Origin of the sequence: Pseudomonas migulae NBRC 103157, assembly GCF_002091715.1 — a bacterium.
Classification (GTDB): Bacteria; Pseudomonadota; Gammaproteobacteria; order Pseudomonadales; family Pseudomonadaceae; genus Aquipseudomonas; species Aquipseudomonas migulae_A.
On sequence record NZ_BDAG01000014.1, the window covers coordinates 106576 to 119584 of the forward strand.

10 protein-coding genes are annotated in these 13009 nt (G+C 59.6%); 3 read left to right on the top strand and 7 right to left on the bottom strand.

Annotation, left to right across the window (positions count from 1 at the left end):
* The first annotated feature begins 51 nt into the window (after window positions 1-51).
* Window positions 52-1245 carry a cell division protein FtsZ gene (gene ftsZ, locus PMI01S_RS13325; RefSeq protein WP_017340680.1) on the top strand — a complete coding sequence of 398 codons (1194 nt, stop codon included), beginning with the start codon at window positions 52-54 and terminating at the stop codon, window positions 1243-1245.
* Window positions 1246-1357: 112 nt separating this feature from the next.
* Window positions 1358-2269, top strand: a complete 912-nt coding sequence (gene lpxC, locus PMI01S_RS13330) for a UDP-3-O-acyl-N-acetylglucosamine deacetylase (RefSeq protein WP_017340679.1) — start codon at window positions 1358-1360, stop codon at window positions 2267-2269.
* Window positions 2270-2451: 182 nt separating this feature from the next.
* Here lpxC and PMI01S_RS13335 read toward each other — a convergent pair whose 3' ends face one another.
* The 7 genes from PMI01S_RS13335 to PMI01S_RS13365 all read right to left on the bottom strand — a co-directional run bounded on the left by PMI01S_RS13335 (window position 2452) and on the right by PMI01S_RS13365 (window position 12362).
* Window positions 2452-3960, bottom strand: a complete 1509-nt coding sequence (locus PMI01S_RS13335; RefSeq protein WP_084320482.1) for a sensor domain-containing diguanylate cyclase — start codon at window positions 3958-3960, stop codon at window positions 2452-2454.
* A 148-nt stretch (window positions 3961-4108) separates the two neighbouring features.
* The gene (locus tag PMI01S_RS13340) at window positions 4109-5377 is read right to left on the bottom strand and encodes an OprD family porin (protein ID WP_371850920.1); all 1269 of its coding nucleotides are present in this window, start codon (window positions 5375-5377) and stop codon (window positions 4109-4111) included.
* Between the two features lie 246 nt (window positions 5378-5623).
* Window positions 5624-5848 (bottom strand): hypothetical protein, encoded by a 225-nt coding sequence (locus PMI01S_RS13345; protein WP_084320503.1) that lies wholly within the window; start codon window positions 5846-5848, stop codon window positions 5624-5626.
* A gap of 214 nt (window positions 5849-6062) precedes the next feature.
* Complete coding sequence (locus PMI01S_RS13350; RefSeq protein WP_084320484.1) at window positions 6063-7427, bottom strand: heavy metal sensor histidine kinase; 1365 nt, start codon at window positions 7425-7427, stop codon at window positions 6063-6065.
* Window positions 7417-8094: a heavy metal response regulator transcription factor gene (locus PMI01S_RS13355; protein WP_007916978.1), complete on the bottom strand. Its 678-nt coding sequence runs from the start codon at window positions 8092-8094 to the stop codon at window positions 7417-7419. The genes PMI01S_RS13350 and PMI01S_RS13355 overlap by 11 nt, the downstream gene beginning before the upstream one ends.
* Before the next feature lie 9 nt (window positions 8095-8103).
* Complete coding sequence (locus tag PMI01S_RS13360) at window positions 8104-11205, bottom strand: multidrug efflux RND transporter permease subunit (RefSeq protein ID WP_084320485.1); 3102 nt, start codon at window positions 11203-11205, stop codon at window positions 8104-8106.
* Window positions 11202-12362 carry an efflux RND transporter periplasmic adaptor subunit gene (locus PMI01S_RS13365; RefSeq protein ID WP_084320486.1) on the bottom strand — a complete coding sequence of 387 codons (1161 nt, stop codon included), beginning with the start codon at window positions 12360-12362 and terminating at the stop codon, window positions 11202-11204. Before PMI01S_RS13365 ends, PMI01S_RS13360 begins: the two co-directional genes overlap by 4 nt.
* Window positions 12363-12708: 346 nt before the next feature.
* On the opposite strand from PMI01S_RS13365, the gene PMI01S_RS13370 reads away from it, so the two are divergent.
* Complete coding sequence (locus PMI01S_RS13370) at window positions 12709-12966, top strand: hypothetical protein (protein WP_008026610.1); 258 nt, start codon at window positions 12709-12711, stop codon at window positions 12964-12966.
* The last annotated feature ends 43 nt before the right edge of the window (window positions 12967-13009 follow it).

The following is a 13009-nucleotide window of genomic DNA, read 5'->3' on the forward strand; positions in this document are numbered from 1 at the left end:
TGTAGATACAGGCAGTAGGCGAAAAAACTAGAGAATCAAAGGAGAGGGAAAATGTTCGAACTCGTAGACAACATCCCCGCAAGCCCGGTCATTAAAGTTATCGGTGTTGGCGGAGGCGGCGGCAACGCTGTCAATCACATGGTCAAGAGCAACATTGAAGGCGTTGAATTCATCTGCGCCAACACTGATGCCCAGGCGCTGAAGAGCATTGGCGCGCGGACCATCCTGCAACTGGGTACCGGCGTGACCAAAGGTCTCGGCGCTGGCGCCAACCCTGAAGTAGGTCGTCAGGCCGCTCTCGAAGATCGCGAGCGCATTGCCGAAGTCCTGCAGGGCACGAACATGGTGTTCATCACCACCGGCATGGGTGGCGGTACCGGTACCGGTGCTGCGCCGATCATTGCTGAAGTGGCCAAGGAAATGGGGATCCTCACCGTTGCGGTGGTGACCCGTCCGTTCCCGTTCGAAGGTCGCAAGCGCATGCAGATCGCCGACGAAGGTATTCGTCTGCTGTCCGAAAGCGTCGACTCGCTGATCACCATTCCCAACGAGAAGCTGCTGACCATCCTCGGCAAAGACGCCAGCCTGCTGTCGGCTTTCGCCAAGGCTGACGATGTATTGGCCGGTGCCGTTCGCGGTATCTCCGACATCATCAAGCGTCCGGGCATGATCAACGTCGACTTTGCCGACGTACGTACCGTGATGAGCGAAATGGGCATGGCGATGATGGGCACTGGCTGCGCCAGCGGTCCGAACCGCGCACGCGAGGCCACCGAAGCGGCCATTCGCAACCCGTTGCTGGAAGACGTGAACCTGCAAGGTGCACGCGGCATCCTGGTGAACATCACCGCCGGTCCTGACCTGTCTCTGGGTGAGTACTCCGACGTGGGTAGCATCATTGAAGCCTTCGCTTCCGAGCACGCGATGGTCAAGGTCGGTACCGTTATCGATCCGGACATGCGCGACGAGCTGCACGTGACTGTGGTTGCCACAGGTCTGGGCGCGAAAATCGAGAAGCCTGTGAAGGTCATCGACAACACCGTTCACACCTCCATGGCGTCGCAGCCGCAACAATCGGCTCCCGCTCGTCAGGAAGCGCCAGCGGTTAACTACCGTGATCTGGACCGTCCGACCGTCATGCGCAACCAGGCCCAGGCCGGTGCTGCAACTGCCGCGAAGATGAATCCGCAAGATGATCTGGACTACCTGGACATCCCGGCTTTCCTGCGTCGTCAGGCCGATTAATGGAATGTATCAGGGCTATGAAGGTGATTGGTGTTCAGCAAAGGTCTGGTCTGCTATCATCGCCAGCCTTTGTTGATACCAGTTCGCAATTTGCGCTGAAGCGGCCCAAGCCATGATTAAACAACGCACACTGAAAAATATTATCCGTGCCACAGGTGTAGGCCTGCACTCCGGGGAGAAGGTATACCTGACCCTCAAGCCCGCACCTATCGACACCGGCATTGTGTTTTGTCGTGCCGATCTCGACCCTGTGGTGCAGATTCCTGCCCGCGCGGAAAACGTTGGTGAAACCACGATGTCGACCACGCTGGTCAGTGGTGACACCAAAGTGGATACGGTGGAGCACTTGCTCTCGGCCATGGCTGGCCTGGGCATCGATAACGCCTACGTCGAGCTCTCCGCGTCCGAAGTCCCGATCATGGATGGTAGCGCTGGACCTTTCGTATTCCTGATTCAATCGGCCGGCCTGGAAGAACAGGACGCACCGAAGAAGTTCATCCGGATTCTGCGGGAAGTGACAGTGGAAGACGGCGACAAGCGCGCCACTTTCGTCCCTTTCGAAGGTTTCAAGGTGAGTTTCGAGATCGATTTCGATCACCCGGTTTTCCGTAATCGCACACAAAGTGCAAGCGTGGACTTTTCCAGCACTTCGTTCGTAAAAGAAGTCAGCCGCGCCCGTACCTTTGGTTTCATGAGTGACATCGAGTACCTGCGCAAGCACAACCTCGCACTCGGCGGCAGCGTTGAAAACGCTATTGTGGTCGACGCGGATGGTGTACTGAACGAAGACGGCCTTCGCTATGAAGACGAATTCGTGAAGCACAAGATCCTCGATGCAATTGGTGACCTCTACCTGCTGGGCAATAGCCTGATTGGTGAGTTCAAGGGCTTCAAGTCCGGACATGCATTGAACAACCAGCTGCTGCGCAAGTTGATTGAGCAGACAGATGCTTGGGAAGTCGTGACTTTCGAAGACGCCAGCACTGCACCGATCTCTTACATGCGTCCGGTTGCGGCGGTGTAAGTAAAAAACCTCTCTAGTTTTTAAAGGCTGCCTTCGGGTGGCCTTTTTTTATGCCTGCCGGAAAGTCATGCGGTGTTTGTTCTGACGTCATCGCCAGCAAGCCGGCTCCTACAGGGGGGATCGCCGAATGACGTGTAGGAGCCGGCTTGCTGGCGATAGGGCCTGCAGCTACAGCGAAAATCTCACCGCGCAGCCACCACCCGATTCCGTCCACCTTCTTTCGCCTGATACAGCGCCTTGTCCGCCGCAAACAGCAACTGCTCAAGGCTGCCATCGGTGGTCGAGGTCGAGGCCGAGGTCCAGGTGCTGATGCCGATACTGACAGTAACCGGCGATTCAACGCCCGCCACAAACGGCAGCTGCTCCACGGCAACGCGGATGTGTTCGGCAATCTGCTGCGCCCCTGCGCTGTCCGTTTCGGCCAGGATCACCGAAAACTCCTCTCCTCCGTACCGGGCGACCAGATCCGCCGGCCGCCTTACGTTCTCGGCGATCACCTTGGCCAGTGCGCGTAGCGCATCGTCGCCGGCCTGATGGCCATGTTGATCATTGAACGCCTTGAAGTGATCGGCATCGATCATCAGCACCGACAGCGGTTTACCCGACCGTTGGGCGCGAAACCACTCATGGCGCAGGGTCTGATCCAGCGTTCGGCGGTTGGCCAGCCCCGTCAACGCATCGGTGGCGGCCAGTTGCGCCAGTTCGTGTTCGGCGTTGTGACGCCGGCGCAATTCGCGGCGTAGCAACCACGTCAGCCACAGCAGGCTCGCGCACAAGGCTAAGGTTGCAGAGCTGACCACCACTGCCGTGCGCTTCCAGGCCGCAAAAACTTCATCACTGGACAGCGCAACGATGACGATCAACGGCAAATTTCCGACCTTGGAAAAGGTGTACAGACGCTTGTCACGGTATCGGTCGGACATGCTGGTGAAGCTGCCGTTGCCTTCTTTGACGATGCGTTGGAAATTGGGGCGATTACTGAAATCCTTGCCGATAAGCTCTTCGGCCAGGCGTGGTTGCTGGGCCAGGAGAATCCCGTTCTTGCTGATCAGATTGACCGAGCTATCGCGGCCGATGCTCAAACTGTTGAACAACTGATCGAAGTAACTCAAGCGCATGGCGGCTTCGGCCACCCCCAGAAACTCACCGTGGGGGCCGCTCAGGCGTCGACTGAAACTGATACGCCAATCCTGTTCGGGCGACCTGCCTCTAAAGGGGGGGCTGATGAACATGCCCGGGTCCGGGTTGTTCACGTGAGACTGAAAGTATTCGCGATCGGCGTAGTTGCCTTGCCTGGGCTCCACCGAAGCCGAGTCGGCGATCACGTCGCCCTTATTGTCGAGCAACAAAATGTTGCCCTTGTACGGCGCGACAGTGGCGCGGTCGAAATAGGCCATATGGCGAATGGCTGGAGATACGCTCTTGAGATCTTCTCGCTGGGAGGCCGCGATCAAACCCAGCAGGGAAATATCATAGAGTTCGACATTGCGCAGCACGTCGGCGTCGATCAATTGCACGATGTTTTTGGCGGCGCGAGCGGCGGACAATTCGGCGCTCGCGCGCTCACGGATCAACAGGAAAGTCACGATGCTGAGTATCGCAATCACCAATATCACACTGCCGAGAATCAGAAGTTGCTCCGATCGTGTCGAGCCGATCGGATCTTGAGTTTTCACACTGCTCACACTCATGGTTCTGACTTCTGCAAATAAGGCGTTATGAAAATTTTCTTACAAAAATCGGGCAGAGTCCCAGAAACCGGTCGCGTCCAGAGGGCTTGTATAAATGCCGGATAAAAAAAAGGCCAGCAAAACATGCTGGCCTTTTGCTTAGTGAAGCTTAGAAGACATTCAGCGGGTAGTCGACGATCACCCGGTATTCGTCGGTGTCTTGATCCAGCGCGCCGTAGCCTTTGCCGCCACGGTTGGTGGCCCATTGCAAGCGTACCGACAGATCCTTGGCCTTGCCGCCCTGAACCACGTACTTCAGATCGATGTCACGTTCCCAGTGCGTGGCATTTTTGCCGTCGGCGCTGTACCACGAGGCGTAGCCGCGGCTGTCTGGATCGGCTTTGGTCAGGTTCAGTTCGCCCCGGGAGTAGGACAGCGCCGAGGTCAGGCCGGACAGGCCGAGGCTGGCATAGTCGTAGGCGTACTTGAGTTTCAACGAGCGCTCGTTCGGGCCGTTGAAGTCCGAATACTGCTGGGAGTTGTCGAGGAAGACGCTATCGCCCTGGCTGATGTAGTCGAACGGCGTGTTGCCGTTGACCCGCTGATACGCCGCGGTAACGCTGTGATTGCCCACGCCGACGGTGAAATGCAGGCTGTAGGTGTTGTTGTCGATGTTGCCCAACAACGCATCGCCGGTGTCTTGCGTGTGATAGAAGTGCAGGCCTGGGTTGAGGCTGACCAGGTCGTTCAGCGCGTAGGTGTAATCCAGGTCGTAGTAGTACTGGTTCCAGATGTCCTTGAGTTCGGATGCGTACAGGCTGCTGGTCAGACCCGGTAAACCGCTCCAGGCCACGCCGGCCCAGTTCAGGTGCTGACTGTCGTCACCGTCTGCCAGGCTGCCATAGGAGGTGCCGATGCGGGTGTGACCGCTCTGGTTGTACGGCTTGGTGAAGCTCGCTTGGCCACCTTCGATCAGGAAGCCGTCGAAGCTGTGGTTGGTCACACTGACGCCACGAAAGGTCTGCGGCAGCATGCGAGTCTCGCCGCCGGCAATTACCGGATTGGCGAGGAACAGGTCGCCGGCTTTCAGTTCGGTATCAAAGGCGCGCATTTTCAGCGTGCCGCCCGCCGTCGAGAACGACCCCGGCGCTTTACCATTGCCATCACCGATCGGCAGGATGCTCGAGCCATCCGTACCACCACCACCGTCGAGCTTGAGCCCGAGCATGGCGTGGGCATCAACGCCGAATCCGACGGTGCCCTGGGTGAAACCCGATTCAAAGATGCCCAGGAAACCCTGGCCCCATTCGACGTTGTCGTCCGCCTGCTGCAGACGGTTGCGGTTCATGTAGTAGTTACGGGCATTGAGGTTGAGGCTCGAACCTTCCACAAAACCTTCATGGCTGGATTCGTCGGCGGCGTCGGCGGCGGGGGGCATCGTTGCAGCGATTGCAATGAACAGCGGGCTGAAGCGGAGAGGAAAATGCACTTGCGGTAAAGCTCCTTGGGTCAACCAGGCACTTCACAGGCTTGAAGTGCAAAATGTTTCTTGTTAGTGAAGACGAACCGGACGGTGTTTAACCCGCAACGAAAAAAAGCCGCTGATAGCAGCGGCTTTGAAGACAACTTTTCAAAGGGAAGAGCCGATGGAAAGTGTCGAGGGAAACAGAGCGGTATTTTGCGATCAGCTATCTTTCTCGACCCGTGGCTGGGCCTGAATGGTCGATGTTTGAGGGGTTTGCGCAGCGTCCTGAGCCTTGGCCGTCATTTCGCTGTGTTGCTCTTCATACGCTGCGGCGCGCGCGGCATTGTGCGCGACGAAGGTCTGCGACTCTTCAGCGACGGCGAACGGGGAGAGGAACAAGGAAGACAAAACGAAAGCGCTGGCAATACCCATAGTGTTGGACATCTTTAAAACCTTCTTGCTTGGCAAGTGCTGTTTGGTGGCGCAAAGATAAGGATCTTGGCGGGCGGGAAACAGAGCCAATTCAAGAAAGGACTGTTGCGGGATAAGCAAAGATCGCTACCTGTAGGAGCCGGCTTGCTGGCGATGGCGTCTTCAAAAACATCGCAGAACTTAAGACCGATCGCCAGCAAGCCGGCTCCTACAGATTTGCGAAAGATCAGACCGGGAGGTGGATGCCGAAGGTATTCATGCCGTGGTCACTGCGCACAAACACGTCGCCGCCATGCATCAGCGCAATCGCCTTGACGATCGCCAACCCCAGGCCGTGGTTGTTGCCACTGTTGCTGCGTGACGCATCGACCCGATAAAAACGCTCGAACAATCGCGGCAAATGCTCGCTGGCAATCGGCGAGCCGGGGTTGGCGACGCCGATGCTGACCTGATGCTCCTCGACCTCGATCCGCACCTGGATCACCTGACCGGGCTCGGTGTGTTGCACCGCGTTGCTGAGCAAATTGATCAGCGCCCGACGCAGATGCGCAATCTCGATCCGCACCTGCGCATCACCACTGACCTGCACTTGAACCTGCGCATCTTCAAGAATGAAATCCAGATACTCCAGCGTCGTCGCCACTTCGTCAGCCAGCGAGGTGGACGTCAGTTTGGTCGCCTTGCTGCCCTGATCCGCGCTGGCGAGGAACAGCATGTCGTTGATGATCGAACGCAGCCGCTCCAGCTCTTCGAGGTTCGACTGCAGCACTTCGAAGTAATGCTCGGCCGAGCGCCCACGCGTCAGCGCCACTTGAGTCTGGCCGATCAGGTTGGTCAGCGGCGAGCGCAATTCGTGGGCGACATCGGCGTTGAACGACTCAAGCCGCGAGTAAGCCTGCTCGACCCGCTCCAGCGTGGAGTTGAACGAGTTGACGAACTGATTGAGTTCCGGTGGCAGCGACGACAGACGCAAGCGCCCGGAACGCAATGGCGGCGCCAGTCGCTGGGCTTCCTTAGACAACTTGATCAACGGCTTGAGGCCAATCCGCGCCACCCAGTAACCGAGTGCCGAGGCCAGCAGCACACCGACAATCGCCAGGCTGATCAGGGCAATCAGCAGATGATGCTGGGTCTGGAAAAACGTCTCGGTGTCGATGCCGATCATGAAGCGCAACGGCGGTCGCTGATCCTTGGCCGGAAACTGGCTGACCAGCACTTTCAGCGGGTAAGGCTGGTCCGGCAACTGCAAGTCGCGCATGCCCAGCGGCCCTTGAGCGAAGGCGCGGATCTGCGGCGTCAGGTTGCCGTATTCATAGTGCGGATCGCCGCTGATGATCCAGAAGCTGATGCGCTTGTCTTCTTCGCCCAGTAACTTGAGCTTGTTGTCGATCTTCACCCAATGCTCCGGCGTGCCGTAACGGCCGACGGTGGATTCGAGCACGCTGTAACGCGCATCCAGTTCGGCTTCGGGCAGCAAGCCCAGGCCCTTGTCGACCTGTTGATACAGCGCCCAGCCGATCAACAAAAACACCAGCAGCGCCACCAGCGTGAACATCCCACTGAGGCGCAGCGCAATCGAATTACTGGACACCGCGGCTCTCCAGCACATAACCCATGCCTCGGATCGTGTGCAGCAGTTTCTCGTCGAACGGCCCGTCGAGCTTGGCGCGCAGGCGTTTGATCGCGACTTCGACGACGTTGGCGTCACTGTCGAAATTGATGTCCCAGACCATTTCCGCAATCGCCGTTTTCGAGAGGATTTCACCTTGCCGGCGCGCCAGCACGCTGAGCAGCGAGAACTCCTTGGCGGTCAGGTCCAGTCGCGTACCGGCGCGGGTCGCCTTGCGGCTGATCAAATCTATCCACAGGTCGGCGATGCTTACTTGCACCGGTTCATGGCCGCCGCTACGACGGGTCAACGCTTGCAGGCGCGCCACCAGTTCAAGGAAGGAAAACGGTTTGCCGAGGTAATCGTCGGCGCCATCGCGCAGGCCTTTGATCCGGTCTTCGACACGCTCGCGGGCAGTGAGCATGATCACCGGGGTTTGTTTGCGCGCACGCAAGGCGCGCAGTACGCCGAAGCCGTCGAGGCCCGGCAACATCACGTCGAGGACGATCACCGCGTAGTCGCTTTCCAGCGCCAGGTGCAGGCCTTCAACACCGTCCCGCGCCAGGTCCACGGTGTAACCCTGTTCCGTCAGGCCGCGGTGCAGATAATCCGCGGTTTTTTCTTCGTCTTCGATAATCAGAACGCGCATGACCCCGCCTCAGTCTGTGGTCGCCAACGCCGGCATGGGCGAAGGTTTGGGCCGATGGAAAAGCCGCTCAAGCCACAAGTATATGACCGGAGTAGTGAACAGCGTCAGCGCCTGGCTCACCAGCAAGCCGCCGACCACTGCAATCCCCAATGGCTGGCGCAACTCGGCGCCGGTGCCGTAGCCGAGCATCAGTGGCAGTGCGCCGAGCAGGGCGGCGAGGGTGGTCATGATGATCGGCCGGAATCGGGTGATACAGGCCTGGTAAATCGCTTCTTCCGGTGGCAGGCCACCTTTGCGCTGGGCTTCGAGGGCGAAGTCGATCATCAGGATGCCGTTTTTCTTCACGATCCCGATCAGCAGCACCAGCCCGATCAGCGCCATGATCGAAAAGTCCTGGCCGCAAATCCACAGCATGATCACCGCCCCGAGCCCCGCCGATGGCAGCGTCGAAATGATGGTCAGCGGATGCACGAAGCTCTCATAGAGCACGCCGAGAATGATGTACACCGCCACCAGCGCCGCCAGAATCAGCCACGGCTGGCTGGCCAGCGAACTCTGGAACGCCTGGGCCGCACCCTGGAAGTTGCCGCTTATGGCCGCCGGCATGCCGATTTCAGCCTTTGCCTGATTGAGCATGATCACCGCATCGCCCAACGCCACACCGGGGGCCAGGTTGAACGACAGGTTGGCGGCCGGGAACATGCCGTCGTGGGCGATGGACAACGGGCCGACCGTTGGCGCATCGAACTTCGCCAGTGCCGACAGCGGCACCATTTCCCCGCTCAGGGGGGAGCGCAGGTAAAAATAGTTGAGGCTTTCGGCCTTGCCGCGTTGCTGGGTGTCCAGCTCCAGAATCACGTTGTACTGATTAATCTGGGTCTGGAATTCGTTGATCTGCCGCTGACCGAACGCGTCATACAGCGCTTCGTCGACATCGCTGGCGGTCAGGCCGAAACGCGCGGCGGCGCTGCGGTCGATGCTGATGTGCGTAATGCTGCCGCCCAATTGCAGGTCGTTGGAAATGTCGCGGAACGCCGGGTTGGCGCGCAGTTTTTCCGTCAGGCGCTGGGTCCAGGTGCTGAGGGTAGCGCCGTCGTTGCTCTTGAGCACGTATTGGTATTGCGCGCGGCTCGGGCCGGAGCTGAGGTTGATGTCCTGACCGGCGCGCAGATAGAGCACGATGCCCGGCACTGCCATCAGTTGCGGACGAATCCGGTCGATGAACTGACTGGCCGACACGTCGCGGTCACCGCGTTTTTTCAGGGAGATCCAGAAGCGGCCGTTGGCGATGGTCTGGTTGCTGCCCGAAACACCGACGGAGTGGGAAAACGCTGCGACTGCCGGATCTGCCGCGACGATTTCCGCCATCGCCAGGTGTTTTTTCACCATGTCGGGGTAGGAAATATCGGCGGCCGCTTCGGTGGTGCCGAGGACAAAACCGGTGTCCTGGACCGGGAAGAAACCTTTCGGAATGAAGATGTAACCGGCAATGACCAGACCGAGGGACAACCCAAACACACCGATCATCAATTTCTGATGGGCGAGGGCGCGACGCAGGCCTTTTTCGTACCACGCCAGCAAGCGTTCGCCGAACGTGGGTTTGCTGTGGGCGTGATGCACCGGGGCGCGCATGAACAGCGCCGCAAGCGTCGGCGCCAGGGTCAGCGACACCACCACTGAAATCATGATGGTCGACGTCGCGGTCAGGGCGAACTCCTTGAACAGCCGTCCGACCACGCCGCCCATGAACAGCAACGGGATGAACGCCGCCACCAGTGAGAAACTGATCGAGACCACGGTGAAACCAATCTCGCCGGCGCCCTTGATCGCCGCTTCGCGCATGCCGTCACCGGCCTCCAGGTGACGGTGAATGTTCTCCACCACCACAATCGCATCGTCGACCACAAACCCCACGGCCACCACGATCGCTACCAGCGTCAGGTTGTTCAGGCTGAAGCCCATGATGAACATCAGGGCGAAACTGGCGACCAACGACACACCGAGCACCGCGGTGACGATCAAGGTCGCCGACAGTTGTCGCAGGAACAGGGCCATCACCGCGACCACCAGTGCGATTGCAATCAGCAGGGTGATTTCCACTTCATGCAGCGAGGCGCGGATGGTCTGGGTTCGGTCGATCAGCACCTTGACCTGCACCGAAGCCGGCAACATGGCTTCCAGTGTCGGCAGGGCGGCCTGAATCCGGTCGACGGTCTCGACGATATTGGCCCCGGGTTGCCGGAAGATCACCAGGTTGACCCCTGGCTGTCCGTCTGCCCAGGCCTGGACGTAGGCGTCTTCTGAGCCATTGACGACTTTGGCCACATCCTTCAGGTGAACCGGTGCACCGTCCTTGTAGGAAACGATGAGTTGGCCGTATTCGTCGGGGTGGAACAACTGATCGTTGGTCGACAGGGTCGAGATGCTCGACTCGCCGTACAACGCGCCTTTTGCCAGGTTGAGACTGGTCTGCTGAATGGCCAGGCGAATGTCCGCCAGCGTCAGGCCGATGGCGGCGAGTTTATCCGCCGAGGCCTGGACCCGGATGGCCGGACGTTGCTGACCGGTGATGGCGATCTGGCCTACACCGTCGATCTGACTGATCTGGCGGGACAGCAGGGTTTCCACCAGATCGCTGAGTTCCGGACCGGGCATCAGGCTTGAGTTGACGCTGAGAATCAGCACCGGGCTATCGGCCGGGTTGACCTTGCGCCACGTTGGCAGGTTCGGCATGTCCTTGGGCAGTTTGCCGGCGGCGGTGTTGATCGCGGCCTGCACTTCCTGCGCGGCAGTGTCGATGCTTTTGTCGAGGGTGAATTGCAGGGTCAGGTTGGTCGAGCCGAGGGCGCTGCTCGAGGTCATCTGGGTCACGCCGGGGATGGCGCTGAATTGCACTTCAAGCGGCGTGGCCACCGACGACGCCATGGTTTCCGGGCTGGCGCCGGGGAGTTGTGCGGCGACCTGGATGGTCGGGAATTCGGCTTCCGGCAGCGGTGCAATCGGCAGGCGTGGGAAGGCGATAACGCCGAGCAACACCAAGGCAAACGTCAGCAGGATCGTCGCCACGGGATGATCGATGCACCACGCCGACACCGAGCCGTGGCCCTTCATGGCTTCGACTCCGACTGGACCACTTGCGGTGGCTCGGTCAGTACCTGCACGGTCGAGCCGGGTTTGAGCCTCGATTGGCCGTCGCTGACCAGCACGTCGCCCGGATTTACGCCTTTGATGATGTCCTGGCCACTGCCTTGATGGACCATCTGTACCTGGACGGTTTCAACCTTGTTGCCTTTGACCCGGTACACGAAGTGTTGATCGAGCCCGCGTTGTACGACCGTGGGCGGCACCACCAGCGCATTCTTATCCAATGCTGTCTGAATCTTTACCGTCACCAGCAGGCCCGGCCAGAGTTTCTGCCCGGGGTTGTTGAATTCGGCCTTGGCGCGGATGGTCCCGGTGTTGGCGTTGATCTGGTTATCGATCAGGGTCAGGTGACCCTCGCCCAGCAGGTTGCCGGTTTCGCCGTCGGTGTCGGCACCGATGTAGGCCTTCACCTGAGCGTGCTCCGGATCGTTGATCAGGCCTTGCAGGGTCGGCAGCATTTGCTGCGGCAGGGAAAACTCCACGGCGATCGGATCGATCTGGGTCACCGTGAACAAGCCTTGGGCGTCGGTCATACGCAGGAAGTTGCCTTCGTCCACTGTGCGAATACCGACGCGACCGCTGACCGGGGAGCGAATCTGCGTGTAGGAAAGCTGCACTTGCGCAGCATCAATCGAAGCCTGATTGCCCTGGGCAGTGGCCTTGAGCTGATTGACCAGCGCTTGTTGCTGGTCGTAAGTCTGCTTGGACACGCCGTCGTCCACACTCAGCAATTTGTAGCGCTTGAGGTTCACCAGCGCCACTTGCAGCTGCGCCTGGCTTTCGCCGAGTTGTGCGCGGGCCTGGTCGAGGCTGGCCCGGATCGAGCGGTCATCAATGGTGGCGAGCAGGTCACCTTTGCTGACCCGTTGGCCCTCCTTGACCAGGATTCTGGTGAGGATGCCGTCGATCTGCGGACGCACCACCACACTGTGCAAAGACAGCACCGAGCCGATGCCACTGACATAGCGCGGCACGTCTTTTTCGGCGACGTTCACCACCCGGACCGGAATCGCCGTAGGCGCGGCGAGTTTGGCCGTCACGGGTCTGGTGGCATACCACACGCCCAACGCTGCCAGGACAATCAGAAGGGCGGCGATCGAGGCGGGTCTTTTCTGAATTCGCATGCGAGTGAGGCGCCAGGGCTGGGTGGACGGAGTTTGGTCAGGGTTATACCTCCCTTTATAAACCTGTTCGCCGGTCAGGAAGGTGACTGCTAACTGACGGCGCTGTCAGTTTGGGGTTTGTGTTGTCTGTTCTGGCCTCATCGCCAGCAAGCCGGCTCCTACAATGGGTCGTGCTGAACGCCAATCCTGTGTTGAGCCGGCTTGCTGGCGATGGCGGCCTACTTGCCAATACAAAACCCGACAGACTCACTCACCGTGTGAAGCCTGCCGCCCCCGACACAGGTATACTGCCGCCTTTCGCGGCTCACTGACCGGGCCCGACTCTATTGCATCACCCGGAGCTTTCATGACTTCCCCGACACAACCGCCGGTTGCCGACGCCTTGAGCGACGACCAGGCAGACCTGCCAGACAGCGTCGACTCCAGCGCAGACAGCGAAACCAAAGCCGCGATCCCGGCATTCAAGTTCCCGTTCAAACCGGGTGAACTGGCCGCCGCGAAAACCGCCAGCCAGCCGTGGTACAAGAACGGCGCCAAGAACGGCCACACCAAGACCCCCGGTGCAGCGCCGCCCGGCACCCGTCGTTCGATGGGCAAGCGCTGAGTTTCCAACCCTCGCCATTGGCCATCCGCGCGGTTTTCAATCG